General features: G+C 40.1%; 16 protein-coding genes and 2 tRNA genes. 6 read left to right on the top strand and 12 right to left on the bottom strand.

The window, feature by feature from the left end:
* Window position 1: 1 nt before the first annotated feature.
* Window positions 2-691, top strand: coding sequence for a triose-phosphate isomerase (locus PGH07_RS04705; RefSeq protein ID WP_289412933.1), 690 nt, complete (start codon window positions 2-4; stop codon window positions 689-691).
* Between the two features lie 59 nt (window positions 692-750).
* On the opposite strand, the gene nusA is transcribed toward PGH07_RS04705, so the two are convergent.
* Window positions 751-1,914, bottom strand: a complete 1,164-nt coding sequence (gene nusA / locus PGH07_RS04710; protein WP_289412934.1) for a transcription termination factor NusA — start codon at window positions 1,912-1,914, stop codon at window positions 751-753.
* A gap of 209 nt (window positions 1,915-2,123) precedes the next feature.
* Between nusA and PGH07_RS04715 the strand changes: the two genes are divergently transcribed.
* From PGH07_RS04715 to PGH07_RS04730, 4 genes are read left to right on the top strand one after another with little or no spacing between them, the layout of a single operon-like run.
* Entirely contained in the window at window positions 2,124-2,363 is a 240-nt protein-coding gene (locus PGH07_RS04715) for an HP0268 family nuclease (protein ID WP_289412935.1), read from the top strand.
* A gap of 32 nt (window positions 2,364-2,395) precedes the next feature.
* Window positions 2,396-3,697: a tRNA (N6-isopentenyl adenosine(37)-C2)-methylthiotransferase MiaB gene (gene miaB, locus PGH07_RS04720; protein ID WP_289412936.1), complete on the top strand. Its 1,302-nt coding sequence runs from the start codon at window positions 2,396-2,398 to the stop codon at window positions 3,695-3,697.
* A gap of 11 nt (window positions 3,698-3,708) precedes the next feature.
* Window positions 3,709-4,338, top strand: a complete 630-nt coding sequence (locus tag PGH07_RS04725; RefSeq protein ID WP_289412938.1) for a lysophospholipid acyltransferase family protein — start codon at window positions 3,709-3,711, stop codon at window positions 4,336-4,338.
* A complete protein-coding gene (locus tag PGH07_RS04730; RefSeq protein WP_289412939.1) occupies window positions 4,339-5,196 on the top strand; it encodes a tyrosine-type recombinase/integrase in 858 nt (285 codons plus the stop codon). It begins immediately after the preceding gene.
* Here PGH07_RS04730 and tilS read toward each other — a convergent pair.
* From tilS to PGH07_RS04770, 8 genes are all read right to left on the bottom strand, one after another.
* Window positions 5,173-6,159 (bottom strand): tRNA lysidine(34) synthetase TilS, encoded by a 987-nt coding sequence (gene tilS, locus PGH07_RS04735; RefSeq protein WP_289412940.1) that lies wholly within the window; start codon window positions 6,157-6,159, stop codon window positions 5,173-5,175. The genes PGH07_RS04730 and tilS overlap by 24 nt on opposite strands.
* Window positions 6,156-7,469, bottom strand: coding sequence for a 30S ribosomal protein S12 methylthiotransferase RimO (rimO, locus tag PGH07_RS04740; protein ID WP_289412941.1), 1,314 nt, complete (start codon window positions 7,467-7,469; stop codon window positions 6,156-6,158). Before rimO ends, tilS begins: the two co-directional genes overlap by 4 nt.
* 142 nt (window positions 7,470-7,611) lie before the next feature.
* Complete coding sequence (locus PGH07_RS04745; protein WP_289412942.1) at window positions 7,612-8,835, bottom strand: hypothetical protein; 1,224 nt, start codon at window positions 8,833-8,835, stop codon at window positions 7,612-7,614.
* 259 nt (window positions 8,836-9,094) lie between these two features.
* Window positions 9,095-9,170, bottom strand: a tRNA-Phe gene (locus tag PGH07_RS04750).
* Between the two features lie 72 nt (window positions 9,171-9,242).
* Window positions 9,243-9,319: transfer RNA gene (locus PGH07_RS04755), tRNA-Arg, on the bottom strand.
* Window positions 9,320-9,382: 63 nt separating this feature from the next.
* Complete coding sequence (locus PGH07_RS04760) at window positions 9,383-9,736, bottom strand: sigma-70 family RNA polymerase sigma factor (protein WP_289412943.1); 354 nt, start codon at window positions 9,734-9,736, stop codon at window positions 9,383-9,385.
* A complete protein-coding gene (gene mqnP, locus PGH07_RS04765) occupies window positions 9,737-10,582 on the bottom strand; it encodes a menaquinone biosynthesis prenyltransferase MqnP (protein ID WP_289412944.1) in 846 nt (281 codons plus the stop codon).
* Between the two features lie 19 nt (window positions 10,583-10,601).
* Window positions 10,602-11,159 (bottom strand): CDP-alcohol phosphatidyltransferase family protein, encoded by a 558-nt coding sequence (locus PGH07_RS04770; RefSeq protein ID WP_289412945.1) that lies wholly within the window; start codon window positions 11,157-11,159, stop codon window positions 10,602-10,604.
* Between the two features lie 49 nt (window positions 11,160-11,208).
* Between PGH07_RS04770 and miaA the strand changes: the two genes are divergently transcribed.
* Complete coding sequence (gene miaA / locus PGH07_RS04775; RefSeq protein WP_289412946.1) at window positions 11,209-12,120, top strand: tRNA (adenosine(37)-N6)-dimethylallyltransferase MiaA; 912 nt, start codon at window positions 11,209-11,211, stop codon at window positions 12,118-12,120.
* 88 nt (window positions 12,121-12,208) lie between these two features.
* Here the strand turns inward: miaA and nuoN are convergent, their stop codons facing one another.
* From nuoN to nuoL, 3 genes are read right to left on the bottom strand one after another with little or no spacing between them, the layout of a single operon-like run.
* The gene (gene nuoN, locus PGH07_RS04780; protein ID WP_289412947.1) at window positions 12,209-13,699 is read right to left on the bottom strand and encodes an NADH-quinone oxidoreductase subunit NuoN; all 1,491 of its coding nucleotides are present in this window, start codon (window positions 13,697-13,699) and stop codon (window positions 12,209-12,211) included.
* Window positions 13,699-15,225, bottom strand: a complete 1,527-nt coding sequence (locus tag PGH07_RS04785) for an NADH-quinone oxidoreductase subunit M (protein ID WP_289412949.1) — start codon at window positions 15,223-15,225, stop codon at window positions 13,699-13,701. The genes nuoN and PGH07_RS04785 overlap by 1 nt, the downstream gene beginning before the upstream one ends.
* Before the next feature lie 11 nt (window positions 15,226-15,236).
* The gene (nuoL, locus tag PGH07_RS04790; RefSeq protein WP_289412952.1) at window positions 15,237-17,132 is read right to left on the bottom strand and encodes an NADH-quinone oxidoreductase subunit L; all 1,896 of its coding nucleotides are present in this window, start codon (window positions 17,130-17,132) and stop codon (window positions 15,237-15,239) included.
* Between the last annotated feature and the right edge of the window lie 2 nt (window positions 17,133-17,134).

The following is a 17,134-nucleotide window of genomic DNA, read 5'->3' on the forward strand; positions in this document are numbered from 1 at the left end:
TATGATATTTGCAGCCAATTTCAAAACAAATCATACAAGAAGTAGCACAAAACTCTATCTTGATGCTTTGAGTCAAAAAATCGCTGCAAAAAAAAGTGAGGATCAGGTTTATATCTTTCCTCCTGCTACTGCACTGGATCACTACAAGGGTGACTTTACCTTAGGTGCACAGAATGCATACCCGACGCAAAATGGTGCATTTACCGGAGAGATCGGACTTGACCAGCTTGAAGAGTTTGACATCAAAACGATCCTTATCGGTCACAGTGAAAGACGTGAACTGATGGGAGAATCCCAAGAAAAAGTGGCCGAAAAATTTGACTTCTTTAAAGCACAGGGTTTTGAAATCATCTACTGTATCGGTGAGCCCTTGGAAGTACGAGAACAAGGGGATGAATCAGTCAATATCTATCTTTTAGAACAATTTGAGGGTATTGATACAGCTTATGAGAAACTTATCATAGCCTATGAGCCTATTTGGGCTATCGGTACAGGAAGAAGTGCCACTATGGAAGAGATCGTCTCAACACATAAAGCGCTTAGAAAAGCTGTAGCTTGTCCATTACTCTATGGTGGAAGTGCCAACCCGGACAATATCAAAGAAATCGCAGCTATTGAAAATGTAGATGGTGTATTGGTTGGAAGTGCATCCCTGGATGCAGAAAAATTTGCCTCGATGATCTTAAGCTAAGATCATCTTATTTTCGTAGGGAAAAGATACCCTACTTTCTAAGCAGTTAATACTGCTTCTTATTTAAAGAGATCCGCAAGTGCTGAAGTATCTGTTGTTTTTTCCGCTTCCATAGTTTCTGTAGTCTCTGGTGCTCTCTCAGCAATCCCTTCAACTTCATTCAACTCGATAGCATATCCTGTCAACATGGATGCTAGACGGATATTGATACCTGACTTACCAATCGCTTTTGCTTTTTGATCTGATGTGATACTGATCACTGCCTTTTTCTTCGCTTGATCCACTTTGATACTTTTTGTGATCGCAGGGCTCAAGGCACGTGTGATATAGATCTCAGGGATAGGAGAATACTCGATACAGTCAATGTTTTCACCGCACAGCTCAGCACTCACGGCATTGATACGTACACCTTTTACCCCTACCGCTGCTCCGATAGGATCTACATTTGCTTGATCCGTTTTCAGTGCAAGCTTTGCCCTTTCACCAGGGATTCTAGCCGATCCTACAATCTCAACAACGCCGTCTTCTATCTCAGGTACTTCTTTTGCCATAAGTGCTTCAAGAAATTTCGGTGAAGTTCTTGTAAGCTCTAGAAACAATCCCTGTCTTGGATCAACACTTACATAACGCAACAATGCTTTGATCGTATCTCCGTGTTTAAACTTTTCACCTTTGATACGGTTTCTAAGCGTCAAAACACCTTTTAGTTCACCGATCTCAACATAGGTATTTTCATCTGCATCAATTCGGCTTACATTACCGATCATGACCGTACCTATCTTATCTTTATACTTCTCAAAAAGATCCTGTTCTATACGTCTTTGGATATGATATTCAAGCTCTTTGAAAAGATTTGCCGAAGCTGTACGCCCGAAATCTTCCAATACAAACTCTTCTTTAAGTTGATCGCCAAGTTCGATTGATTCATCAAACTCTTTTGCATCTGAAAGAGAAATAAAACTATCTGATTCTACCTCTTGTGTCTTGCCCTCTTTCATAATCTCAGTATAAAGTTTTTCATCATCATCTTTAACAACTGTAATCACTTTATTGATCTCATAGGTTTTCTTATTTGGGTCGATCATTACCTCAAATGTACTTGTAGGAGAGCTTAGTTTTTTTGCAGTATTTGTCAATGCTTCTTTAAATGCATCAATCGCACTCTCTCTTGATAAGTTTTTTTCTAATGCTATAGCTTCAATAATATCTAATATCTTTTCCAATATATATCCTTGTTTATCATTTTACTAATGGTTATATTTTTCTCGTTACATACTCTGTTTCAATATTAACCGCTACAAGAGGTAACATAACAGTGTTAAGAACATCTAGGAAGTGGTGTTTTTGAAGAGGATCATTATAGCTAAACGTAGCTTTACGAAAAATAAAGTATAATCATATTAATTATGAGTATAGAATAAAAGGAATGTAGATGAAACTAAAACTTGCTAGAACGACTCTAAAAGCAAAACCAAAGACCATTGAATTAGACAAATTGGAAGAAGAGTTAGCAGACAGATCTATATTCTATTTTGATAAAGAAAACTCTCATAAAGAGCTTAAAGAGCTGATTGAGTATTTTGAAGAAAAAGGATACTCAGTCTATATGAGAGAAGTAAGATACGGAATGGATGAAAATGAGTACATCTACGAAGTACACATTATCGCCTAATCCTCTAAAACCTACTAAAAAGAAGAATTATCTTGTCTAAAAAACTTTTTATCGAAACACTTGGTTGTGCGATGAATGTTCGTGATAGCGAGCATATGATCGCAGAGCTTAATCAAAAAGAACCCTATGAACTTACCGAAAATATAGAAGATGCCGACCTGATCATTATCAACACCTGCTCGGTACGTGAAAAACCGGTTGCAAAACTTTTCAGTGAGATCGGTATATTTAACAAACGCAAAAAAGAAGGTGCAAAGATCGGTGTCACCGGTTGTACCGCATCACATCTGGGTCAAGACATCATCAAACGTGCCCCGGTCGTAGATTTTGTTTTGGGTGCCAGAAATGTCTCTAAAATTACTGATGTTCTAGAGAAAAAACATGCGGTTGAGATCTCTACAGACTATGATGAAAGTACTTATGCCTTTGGCGAATATCGAAGCAACCCTTACAAGGCAATGGTCAACATCTCCATAGGATGTGATAAACAGTGTACCTTCTGTATCGTTCCTGCTACAAGAGGAGAGGAGATCTCTATCCCTAGTGATCTGATCGTACAGGAGATCACTAAAGCAGTAGCAACAGGGGCAAAAGAAGTCATGCTGCTGGGACAAAATGTCAATAACTATGGACGCCGTTTTGGAGGGAGTGAAGAGAAGATCAACTTTACACAACTACTTCAAAAAATATCCAAGATCGAAGGGTTGGAGCGTATTCGCTTTACTTCTCCACACCCGCTTCATATGGATGATGCTTTCTTGGAAGAGTTTGCTTCTAATCCAAAGATATGTAAACAGATACATGTCCCGCTTCAAAGCGGTTCGACAAAGATCCTTCAGGCGATGAAACGCGGTTATACAAAAGAGAACTTCCTCAACCGTTGTACAAAGATCCGTTCACTCTGTCCGGAAGCTACGATCTCAACGGATATTATTGTTGGTTTCCCGGGAGAGAGTAATCAAGATTTTGAAGATACGATGGATGTGCTTGAACAAGTACAATTTGAGCAAGTATTCTCATTCAAGTATTCTCCTAGACCGCATACGGAAGCGCAGCACTTTACCGATGTAATTCCTGATGAGATCGCTTCAGAAAGGCTCAGTCGCTTGCAGGCAAGACATTTTGAAATGCTAGCGGCACAAATGGATGATCAACTAGGAAAAGTACATAAGGTCTACTTTGATGAACTCAAACCAAATGGAAGAGTTTCAGGGCGGACTGATGATGGGAGATTGGTCTTTGTAGAGGGAAGCGAAGAGCTTCTAGGACAGATCAAAGATGTCAAGATCACAAAAACATCCAGAGCCTCTCTTGATGGCGAGGTGATAAACTAAGTACGCTGATCATGGGAAAGAAAAAAGATATTACACGAGCCATAGCAACAGTGATCCTTCCTCCCCTAGGCTATCTTCTTATGAGGTTTTACTGGTATACCTCTAAAAAATCTTTCCACATTGAAGGCGAGATCACCCAGGCTCAAGGGGTCATTGTCTGCTGGCATGGAGAACTTCTTCTCTCTCCTCAGGCTTACCGCCATATCCATAAAACACAATCTGCTTCAGGTATCATCTCCAGACATTTTGATGGAGAAATCATAGCCAGGGTACTGAACTACTTTCATATCACTCCTTTAAGGGGTTCAAGCTCCCGTGGAGCAAAACAGGTCCTTTTAGAAGCCTTTCGTAGTCTAAAAAAGGGGGATGATCTGCTTGTCACTCCTGATGGACCAAGAGGGCCAAGACATGAAGTGAGTGACGGTGCACTGGCACTGGCCATGAAAGGCAAGCTTCCTATCTATGCAGTGAATTTCACCTGTGGCAAGTACTGGCAATTTGGCAGCTGGGATAAATTTGTCATTCCCAAACCATTTTCAAAAATTGACTTTTACATTAAAGTACTCCGTCTAGATGATATGAAAATAGATGAAGCAAAAGTGTATCTCACCGATAAAATGTTGGAACATACTATTATATAGATGAAAAATAAGCTGCAGGATCTCACAGACAGTTTTTTAGACTATCTTGTGGATATAAGAGGTTATTCAGAAGCGACCCTAACCACCTATGAGATAGCGCTAAGGCAGATGATTGAGGTAAGCCACTTCTATAAGGAAGATGGTTCTCTCGTACTTGACATAACCCCATACAGATTTCAAATCGCAAAAAAGAACAAACATACCATTGCTGCCAGATTGACAGCTATCCATTCATTCATCAAGTATCTGGAAGGACAAGAAGATTTGCGGGTCAGACTGATTGCCGGTGAGTCTATTAAAGTGCCAAAAAGCCTTCCAAAGCCTATAGAAGCACAATATATACAGGAAGTACTCCAAAGTGCTACCCTCGAAGATAAGCTCATGATCTCTCTGCTCTATGGGCTTGGTTTGCGTATTACAGAACTGAGTACACTTCAGCTCTCGCAAATACAACAAGAATGGGTACAGGTTAGAGGGAAAGGAAACAAAGTGAGAGAGTTACCGCTTTTATCTAGTATCAGGGAACTCATCGAGATCTATATAGCAACCTATACACCCAAAAAGTATCTTTTCGAAAAAGGTAATGTTCCCCTTAACAGTGCCCAGCTTCGTTATAAACTGACCAAACTCTTCAAATCACACGGGATCAAAGCAACCCCTCACCAACTTCGTCACTCCTTTGCCACCCACCTGCTTAATGAAGGAGCAAGGATTGCCGATGTGAGTGAACTCTTAGGCCATACAACGATGGCCACCACACAGGTCTATACAAAACTTGGTACATCTAAAAAGATGAATGAGTATATGAAAGCGCATCCCCTAGCTCAACAAACATCAAAAGATAGTAGCAAAGAGTGAAGGTTCGATCCCTTCTGCAAAACAGTAAGGCCGTATCTTGACAGGTATTTTGCTTACTCTGCACCTTTCTTTAAAATCCTTTGGCATATCGGCAGAACGGTATGGTGCAATATAAAGAAGTCCATTCTGTTCTTCTATCGCCCACTTACCGCCGATGACCAGACTCTTTGATCTTTCAAGTTCTTCTCTTTGTGATGCGCTCATTAGATATCCCATATTTTTGAGTACCGTATCAGCTGCCTGTATCTTAGCTTCCATAGCATAAAGCCTAATGATATGTAACTGCTTTTGTCTATGTAACAGTTCAAATTGGCTCACTAACCTTTTTTGATCAAACTTCAAGTATCTAAAACTGCGTTTTATCCCCTCTTTATACTCTGCAATCAACGGATCTGAAAAGTTTTTTCTAAAGTAGTTGCGTTCATACTTTACCTCTTGATTACTCTCATCAATGAAATAGGGATAATTATTTGACTCAAGATACTCCAGTAGTTCCTCTTTACTTACTTCAAGAAGGGGGCGTATAAGCAGATAATGCTCTTTGGTGCATACAGATTCCAATCCCAGTAATTCTGAAAGTCCTGCACCCTTAGAGAGTCTCATAAGCAGCCATTCTAGCTGGTCATTAAGCTGGTGTGCTGTCAAAAGCGTTTCATAGCCCTCTTTTTGAATCAGATCTTCAAAAAAATCATACCTGAATGTCCTGGCTTTCTCTTCAAAATGACTCTCAAAATGCGGTGCTCTTGTTGTATGACACTTCAAACCATACTTCTGTGCCAACTTCTTAGCATGCTCTTCTTCCACTTCTGAGCTCTCTCTTGTACCGTAGTTGACCAAAGCGATATCAAAAGGGATATGTTGTTCTGTTAAAAGGAAGAAAAGTGCAGAGGAGTCTACCCCTGCTGAAAAAGCTAGAAGATTCTTTTTCGTTTTGAGTGTATTGAGAAGTGGTAGATCTATCATACCTGTTTCACTAAAGATGCAAGAAGCTGGTTTCCGACCAATTCAGTGATATTGGCCTCGTAGACCTTGCCGTATTCAATAGACAGATCCGATGTATCATTGATCAGGATCTCTCCATCAATATCCACTGCCCATATAAGTGGTCTAGCTGAAAGCAGGTACTCATGTTCACTGCTTTCCCCTTCTACTACAAGTTCCACCTTTTTTCCTACCATTGCTTCAAGTGATCTTTGTGTTGAACGATCTGCAATCTCTCCAAGGATCGCAGCTTGTTCCTCTTTGATCTCATCAGGAACCTGCTCCATTGTATAAGCTGTCGTTGTTTCTTCATTAGAGTATGTAAAAGTATTGAACCTGTCAAAACCAAACTCTTCCATAAACTCACACAACCTCTCAAAGCTCTCTTCTGTCTCGCCAGGATGTCCTGCGATCACTGAAGTTCTAATAAAGGCATTTGGCTTGGATTTCATGTATTCAAGCAGTTCAATGGTTTTCTTTTCTCCAAATCCACGTTTCATGATCTTTAACATACCGTCATCGATATGCTGGATAGGCATATCATAGTAGGTTTGGAATACCTCAGAGTCTGCTATCGCATCGATAAGTTCGAAGGTCGTTGTGCTCGGATAGAGATACAAGATACGTGCAGATCTTACACCATCAATGCCCTCAACAGTTCTCACAAGATCAAACAATCCGTCTTTCATTCCCATATCTCTTCCATAGCTTGAAGAGTCCTGAGAGATAAATGAAAAGTCATAAAATCCCTGTGCAACCAGGTTTTCTACCTCTTTTTGTATGGAACTCAACGAACGTGAATGCAACTTTCCTTTAAAGCTTGGTATTGCACAGAAAGAACAGGCTTGGTTACACCCTTCTGCGATCTTGATATACGCATGATAACTTGAACCTGTCACTACCCTTCCTGAGGTTTCAGTAGCCAGGTAGACTTCCGGTGAAAAACTGCTCTGTTTGCTTGCGATCAGCGCATCGATCTTCTCATAGTCACCGACCCCGGTAAAGATATCGATCTCAGGCATCTCAGCTTGCAGCTCCTCTTTATAACGCTCAGAAAGACAACCGCTCATCACTAGGATAGAATCTTTTTTACGTTCATCGTGCAGGCTCAGTACCGTATTGATACTCTCTTGTTTGGCAGCATCGATAAATCCGCAAGTATTTACGATGATCACATCGGCTTCACGGTTATCATCAGTGATCTCATACTCTTTTAGACGTCCCAGCATTACTTCACTGTCTACAAGGTTTTTGGTACAGCCAAGGCTTACTAAATGTAATTTTTTACTCATAAAAATCCAATAGAAAATAGTTAAAATTTTTTAGCATTATAGCGTAAATGAAAAAAGGTGTGAAATTAAAATATTTGGGAGATAAAAAGAAATGATAGAGCCAGGCAAAGCCCGGACTCTAGATAGAAACGAAAAGTGTTTCTTAGAAGTTGTATGTACCGATTACACGTACAACGTTAATTGCATCTGGTGCATCATCAATATCAACATATGCATATGCAAGGTTCAAATCAAATCCTGTTGCAACGTTAACACCGTAACCAAGATCGAACTCGTTTACTTTACCTGCGATAGCAGAATCAGTATAACCGTATGCTGCAGAGATGTTTCCACCAAGTGCATCCATACCAGCTTTTACAACAAACTTGTCAGCATCGTAACGAAGCATGAAACCAAAGAATTGGTCAGCAAGAAGGTCAGTGTAAAGCGCTGATGTCATACCACCGAAGTTAACCATACCCATACCACCGTCATTTACAGTTGAGTATGCAGCCATAGCGTTGATTCCGCTGAAGTCAGCACTTACTTTTGCACCGAATGCAGCCATATCATCAGCAAATGCATCGCTCATCATTGTACCACCTTGGATACCTACACCGAAGTTACCTGCATCATACTGTGCATCACCCCAAAGAACAGATGCATCATCACCAAGCATATCAGCTGCATAGTAGAATGAACCTGTCAATGTCAAGTTAGCGATTGATTTGTTTTGAGCAGTAAGCATCCATACACCGTCTTTACCGTTAAGTGAGTTGAAGTCAGTCATGTTGTTCATACCAGCGAACATAGAGTTGAAGTTACCACCAGCAACCCATGCACCTACCAATGTAGTGTCTGGAAGGTCAGTGTTTACAACCAATACAGCATCGAAAGTGTTTTTGAACACGTTCCAATCTTCAGAGAATGCAAACGGAGAAAGTCCTTTTGGAAGCTCTTGACGACCTGCTTTGATTGAAGTGTTACCAAATCCGTATGTCAAATACGCTTGAGAAATCCATCCACCGTCAGTTACATCATCGATATCACCAGCCCATCCTGTACCTTGCATTACATCAGATACCAACCAGTTTTCTAGGTTAAGTGTAGAAAGACCGCTTACTTCAAATCCAGCACCGATACCAGCAACTACATCAGAGTTAGTCGCTCTTAGTTGGATACCTGCATCTGCAGCTGAAGACTCTTGATCAAATAGACTAGTTTCACCAAATGTATCTGTTGTTTGGTAGTAAACTACACCTGTTCCTGAGAATTCCCAAGATGATACCTCTGCAGGTGCTTCTACTGCTGGTTCTACTGGAGCGATATCTCCACCAGCCAAAATCATTGATGACGCTACTACTGAAAGTAATAAAGCTTTTTTCATTGTAATCTCCTTATTTTTTTGAATACTTCACATTATAGCGAACAAAATCAAACCGTGTCAATAAAAATAAACAAAAAGTTAACAAATAATAAACCGTATTCTACAAAGCCCTAATTTACGTACTTTGAGAAGGTTACAAATATGTTTTTATTAAGCAAAAAGGGGTATTTTTTTGTTGATTTTCTAAGTAATTTTAAGAAAAGTTAATGGAATTTTTAATTTATTAATAGATTTTTTATTTTGATTGATATTTAAAGGATGGTGGCGCTGGACGGAATCGAACCGCCGACACAAGGATTTTCAATCCTTTGCTCTACCGACTGAGCTACAGAGCCATCTTTTGAAGTGGGTGAAATTATAGCTATCTAAACTTAAGCATTGCTTAGTTCTAAAGCTTTTTTTCTTTATGGTACGCCCATCAGGATTCGAACCTGAGACCTTCGGTACCGCAAACCGATGCTCTATCCAGCTAAGCTATGGACGCACATTCTCATAAAGAGGATGGAATTCTATCATAATATTCTTTATTTATCAAGTAGTTTTCTACTTAATTGTTCAATAATGATTCTTGGATAGCTGACTGTTCTTTTTTGATCTTATCAAACTTTACAATGAGTTCGATCCTGTTTACAGGGATACCTAGTCTTTGGGATATCTCTTCCCTGCTTTCACCGTCCTCAATACCTGCCATCACTTCATCACTGATAGAAAAATTTTCGATCACATCTTTGACGGCAACCCTGGATGCCTCAAGATTTGCGATCGTCACATCTTTTGCTGCAAGTACCTGGTTTAGAACATCATTTTCCTTTTTAAGCTTTCTATTTACAGAGAGCAGTCCCAAAAGCACTAGAACCAAAAGTATCAATAACCCTATCACTGTATAGTCGAATATATCCATTTACATCACCTCCAAAATGATAAAAGTCAAAAAAACAAATCCTAGATAACCATTCACGGTAAAAAAGGCTCTATCTATCTTTGTAAAATCCTTACTGACAAGATAGTGTTCATATATTAACATTATAGCTGCAAAGACTATCGCAAAGACAGCAAAGAGTTCCAATTTAGCTTCTATCACAAATAGTGTCCAGAAAGTCACGGCAAACAAATGAAAGGCTCTTGCAATCCACATCGTTTTTCTCGCACCGAACTTTGAAGGGATAGAATGCAGCCCCTGTTCTTTATCAAACTCCATATCCTGCAGCGAATAGAGCAGATCAAATCCTGCTACCCAGAACATCACACCGGTAGCCAAATAAATTGACCACCAACTGATCGTCCCTGAAACAGCTACTTCTCCAGCAATCGGTGCCAATCCAAGGCTGATACCCAGGATCAAATGTGCCAAAGCCGAAAAACGTTTGAAATATGTGTAAGCACCTAGTACTACCAATATTGGAAGTGATAGCTCTAAAGCCAAGGTATTGATAAAATAGGCAACCACGATAAATGCCACTGCATTGGCAAGGATAAACCATAGCATCTGAGTTGCAGATACTCGACCATCTACAGAGGGTCTGCTCTTTGTACGCGGATTAAGGATATCAATATCTCGATCCAGATATCGGTTGACACCCATAGCATAGTTTCTTGCACTCACCGCTGCCAATGTACCAAGTAAAAGCAGTTGCCATCCAAACCATCCTTTAGCTGCAACCAGCATGGCAATAAAGATAAAAGGCAAAGAGAACACAGAGTGCTGGAACATCACCAGTTCAGACAGATCTGCAAATTTCTTTTTCATACGATGCACTATTTACTCACTAAGGGTGTGGAATTTTTAGTTTGGAGTTGAGTGACCAGGCAATGACCGCAACGAGCAGTGTAATAATATATACATTTTCTATCAGACCATTACTGTAGATCAGATACAAGATCCACAAAAGAATTGCACCTAAAGGCGTAGGAACGCCCTCAAAATACTTTGCAACTTCACCTGCATCGGTTTTAAGGTTAAACTCTACAAGTCTTCTCAGCCCCATTATGATATAGATTATAAATACAATGCCAATAATTATTTCTTGAAGGCCTGATGTAATCCCAGTACCCAATGCATAAAAAAGTAAAAATGACGGCATCACTACAAAAGATAAAAAGTCAGCAAAACTGTCAAGCTGTACGCCAAACTCCGTTGATAGTTGATATTTACGTGCAAGTTTTCCATCTATGATATCACATGCACCTGCAAACCATGCCAAAATGATCGCTGTAAAATAGTCCCCTTTAACAATAAAATAGATCGCAATGATCCCAAGTGAAATATTGGTAAAGGTTACCAAATTGGCAATGTTGAATCGGTTGTTCTTGTCAAATAAGCTCATACACACCTCAAAATAATTTGCCTCATTTTACCCTTTTTGGGGTTATGGTATGATTACACTTATGAATGAAACGATTAAACAACTAGCCCTTATTGGCCCGACTGCTTCAGGAAAAACTTCGCTTTCTATAGAAATTGCCCAGAAGATGGATGCTTGCATACTGTCACTTGACTCACTCTCTATCTATAAAGAGATCGATATTGTCTCAGCTAAGCCGAGCCGGGAAGAACGTGCCGGCATACTACATTACGGTATGGACTATCTTTCTCCCGATGAGCATTTTGATGTGACTACGTTTGTCAAGCTCTATCAAGAGGTCTATCGCCAAGCGCTTAGTGAGAATAAAAATCTTGTGATTGTCGGAGGGACCAGTTTTTATCTTAAAATGCTCATTGAAGGGATCAGCGATCTACCGGCAATCAGTGAAACTACAAAAGAAAAAACTGCATTGATGCTTCAAGAATTAAATGATGCCTATCAGTTCCTGTATGATATGGATCCATCTTATATGCAACGGATCGCAAAAAATGACAGGTATCGTATAGAAAAAGCGCTCCATATCTACTTTGAGACCGGGATGACACCATCAGAGTATTTCCATGTCAATCCGCCTACCTCTGTCATCAATGGCACTTTGCCGATCTACCAAATCGATATAGATAGAGAAATGCTTCGCAAACGTATTGCGCTCAGAACACAACTCATGCTCAAGGAGGGTCTCATCGATGAGATATGTATGCTGGAGAAAAAATATACACGTGAACCCAACTGTATGAAATCAATAGGGATCAAAGAGACCTTGGATTACCTGGATGGTGTATATAACAAACAGCTGCTCGAAGAGAAGATCACTACCAATACCGCACGCCTTGCCAAACGGCAAACTACATTTAATAACTCGCAGTTCGAAGGTGTCATTAAAGGCAATGTAGAAGAACTACAAAAGATAATTGTTCAATAAAGATTGATTGAATAGAATTAAAAAAAATTGGATAAATAGAAAATAGTAGAATGATTTAAACGTTCAGCAAAAGGCTGAACGTTCATCATTAATAACCGCTTGCGCTGATTAAGTAGTAAATACGCTCTATCAGAGGCTGAACGTAGAAGATTGCTCCTATAGTAGCAACGGTTGCAAAACCGATGATAACCATAAGTGGTCTAGAGATATTGTAATAGATCGTATCTACATCTTTCACCGGATCTTTCAAGAACATATAAACAATAAGTTTCAAGTAGTAGTATGCAGCGATCGCTGAGTTAAGACCCATTACGACTGCCAGCCAGATATATCCTGCATTGACAGCTGCTTGCATTACGTAGATTTTACCCCAGAATACCGAGAATGGTGGTACACCAGCAAGTGAAAGCATAAATAGACCCATGATCACTGCCCCGATCGGCATAATTTTGATAAATCCTGCAAATTTCTCATACGGGTGATCATATCTGTTGTTAAATCTTCTCATCTTATGACGTGAGATCCATAGCATAGAAAACGCACCAAGGTTAGTGAACATAAAGAGTGCATAGTACAAGAAGATACTTGTATTACCTTCTGTAGTATCTAGTGCCAATGCAGCCATAATGAAACCGGCATGTGAGATCGATGAGTATGCAAGCATACGCTTCACATCTTCTTGAACAAGTGCCATGACATTAGCCAGCGTCATAGTAAGTACGGCAATCACAAGAATAGTCCATCTTACCCACTCGATCCCAAGATCTATATACATTCCAAAGATTCTCATAGAAACAACCAATGCTGCAACTTTTGGAACTACTGACATATAACCGACAAGTGCTGCAGATGCACCTTCGTATACATCCGGTGCCCATGTATGGAACGGATAGAGAGAAAGTTTAAATGCAAGTGCAACCATGATTAACACAAATCCACCAAAGATCGCGATCATCAGACCTGTTTCATTCACACGTGTAGCAAGTACTTCTGCTACTTTATAAATCTCGATAGATCCGGTAAGAGCATAGATCATTGCTGAACCCATTGCAAAGAAGCCAGCTGCTAGTGCACCCATTGTGAAATACTTCACTGCCGCTTCATAAGAGTTGCTTCTGTTGTGAAGTGCGATCAATGTATAGAGTGCCAAAGATGCTGTTTCAATACCTACGAATATCAAGATCAGGTTATCTGATGCCACCATGAACTGGAATCCTGCAACCATGAACAAGAAGAGAGCGAAGAACTCAGGGTATGAATACTCGTGGAATCTTTTTGAACTCAATGCCAAAGGAATAAAGACAATCGAACCTACAATGATAAGAAACTGTGAAACGATCGAAATACCATCGATAAGCATTACATCAAAGAAACCACGCTCGTTGATATTAAGACCAACGACTGAACCAAGATCGATAAACAATACAAGTACTGTCAACATAACATACAAGGACTTGTGAAGCCCCTCTTTCAGTAGATCGATAGTTAAGATGATCAAACCACCTGCAATTGCTATAAGCATTGGAGCAAGTGTAATAAGATTTAAACTATCCCAAGTTACATTAATAGGCTCTAACATTATTTAGCCTCCTTAGTTGAATTCGCAACATGTATCATATCTTTTGCCTCTTGCGTGATCGCTTTTTCATCCATAAAGTTCAACATTGCCTTTACAGAGTTATCGATCGGATCAAGGATAGGTTTTGGATAGATACCAAGCCAGATAACGATAGCAACAAGCGGCACAAGTGACCAAGTCTCTTTTGCATCAAGATCTTTAAGGTTTTTATTCTCTTCTTTTGTTACCGGACCAAAGAAACTCTTTTTAAAGAGTGAAAGCATGTACACAGAACCAATGATGATCGATGTACCTGCAAGGATAGTCATGATCGGAGATACTTGATAGAAACCTATCAATACAAGGAACTCACCGACAAAACCGATCGTCAATGGAAGTCCTACTGAAGCCATAAGCATGATACCGAATACCACTGCATATTTTGGCATGATCGATGCAATACCACCGAACTCATCCATCATCTTCGTATGTCTTCTATCATAGATCACACCTACGAGCATGAACAGTGCACCTGAAACAATACCGTGTGAAAGCATCTGGAATACAGAACCACCGATACCTTCAGCATTCATTGCAAAAATACCGAGCATTACAATACCCATGTGTGATACTGATGAGTAAGCGATCACTTGTTTCATATCTTTCTGTGCATATGCCACCATCGCAGTATAGATTACCATGATGATTGAAAGTACTGCAATCGGTGTGATCCAGAACACTGAAGCATCCGGGAACAACGGTAGTGAGAATCTTACAAATCCGTATGTACCCATTTTAAGAAGTACAGCTGCAAGGATCACAGAACCGATCGTCGGTGCTTGACCGTGTGCATACGGAAGCCATGTATGGAATGGGAACATAGGGACTTTGATCGCAAACCCGATAAAGAAAGCAGCAAAAAGCCACATCTGATAACTTACAGGAAGAACAAGTGCATACCAGTCAGTCAGAGCAAAACTCCATACACCTGTAAGGCTGTGATATGTATATGCCATGAAAAGCATACCTACCAACATGATCAATGATCCTGCAAATGTATAAAGGAAGAACTTGATCGCTGCATAGACTCTCAAAGGCCCACCCCATGCACCGACGATATAAAGCATCGGTACAAGTGAAAGTTCCCAGAAGAGGTAGAAGATGATCGCATCCAGTGAAACGAAAACACCAACCATTGTCATCTCAAGGAAAAGGAGTGTAACGATCATGTTTTTTACATTCTCTTTTACACTCAAACTCATAATACCGATCAATGTCATCATTGTTGTCATCAAGATAATGAAAAGAGAGATACCATCAACTCCAAGGTAGTAGTTTACACCAAAATCAGGGATAACAGCGATAAGCTCTACAAACTGCATACCTGCATTGCTGCCATCAAAACTAAACCACAACCATAATGATAGGAAGAACTCAATAGCTGCTACAGTAATACCGTAAACTCTAGCACTGTCCTTGTCTATCACAAACCCTAGCAATCCTGCGATCGCTGGGAAAAATACTAATATACTTAAAATATAATCCATCTATTTTCTCCTTAACCTATCATCGACGTTACTGCAGCAGCTATCATGAGTACAACCGCACCTACAGCCATCCAATTAAGGTAATGTGACAGGTTTCCGGTCTGCATACGTCTGTTGACGTCCCCGCTTTTATAAAGGAAATGTGCAATTCCATCTACTGTTTTATCTACTATCTTCAAGTCTACTCCATGCCACAATTTCTCAGAGATCATTGCATATGGTTTAGAGATCAACTCTTCATAGAGATTTGGGATATAGTATTGGTTTGCAAGAAGCTTATAGATGAAACTGTTCTCACATTTCTCACTTCTCTCAAGTCCCTTGTTATATTTGATATACGCAAGAGCGATACCGCCTACTGCGAAGAGTGTAACGATCGCAGTAAGTAACCATACATAATGGTGTGTATGTTCACTCATATGATATGCAGGGAGAAGACTTGTTACAAACGCTTCAAATCCTCCTTTAAAGAAACCAGCGATCACTGCAAGGATTGCAAGTGGAGACATCGCGATAAGTACGAATTTATACATTTCATGCGGATGGATCTCATGATGATCATATCTCTCAGTTCCGTGGAACGTAAGGAATACTTGTCTAAAGCTGTAGAATGCTGTCATACCAGCAGTTACTACCAACATAATCCAAAGAATGTATGTTCCTTCATTAAACGCTGTCTCGATGATCGCATCTTTTGAGAAGAACCCTGCTAGAGGGAAGATACCTGCAAGTGTCAAAGAAGCTAGACCCATATAGATATATGTAGGTCTCATCACCTTCTTCAATCCACCCATCTTAAAGATATCAAGTTCATCATGCATTGCGTGCATTACGTTACCAGCACCCAGGAAGAGCAATGCTTTGAAGAATGCGTGAGCCACAAGATGGAAAAGTGCGATCCAGTATGCACCAAGACCGGCAGCAGCAAACATATAACCAAGTTGAGAAAGTGTTGAGAACGCAATGATTCTCTTAAGATCTCTGTTCACTAGTGCCATAGATGCAGCAAAGAATGCTACAAATGTACCAAGAGCAGCGATAAAGTAACTTACTTCCGGAGTCATTCCAAACAATGGGTTTGCTCTGATCACCAAGAATACACCTGCTGTTACCATCGTAGCAGCGTGGATCAATGCTGATACCGGAGTAGGACCTTCCATTGCATCTGTAAGCCATGTATGAAGCGGGAATTGAGCTGATTTACCCATTGCACCGATAAAGAGCGCAAGTGCTGCACCGTTCAAGATCCATTGATCAAGATTCGGAATAGCAGTAAATACTGCATCATACTGTAGTGATCCTACATTCCAGTAAAGAATAAAGATACCGATAAGCATACCAAGGTCAGCAATACGGTTCATGATGAACGCTTCATTTGCTGCCCATGATGGAGAAATTGACGGGTTCTGTTCTCTTGTTTGATCTGGCTTGTGGTACCAAAAACCAACAAGTAGCCAAGAACATACACCAACACCTTCCCAACCAATGAAAAGACCGGCAAAGTTATCACTCATTACAAGTACCATCATTGAGAATACGAATGCTGATAGATAAGAGAAGAATCTGTTGAATGATTTATCATGATCCATGTACCCGATCGAGTAGATGTGTACGATTGTAGAAATCAGTGTAACCATTGTCATCATTGTGACAGATACCTGGTCTACAACAAAACCGAATGGGATATAAAGGTCACCCATTCCGATCCACGGCATCATAGTAACTGCAATTGTTTGACCACTTGTGAACACTTCAATTGCAAGTGTTGACGAAGCTACAAAAGAAGCAAACAAAAGAAGTGAAGCAATGATACCAACAAAAGTCTTTCTTTGACTCATACCGAATAACGCGGCAAAAACCGAAGAGGCTAGTGGTGCAAAGAGTGCTATATATACAAATTTTTCCATCA

The sequence above is a fragment of the Sulfurovum zhangzhouensis genome (genome assembly GCF_030347965.1).
Taxonomy (GTDB): Bacteria; Campylobacterota; Campylobacteria; order Campylobacterales; family Sulfurovaceae; genus Sulfurovum; species Sulfurovum zhangzhouensis.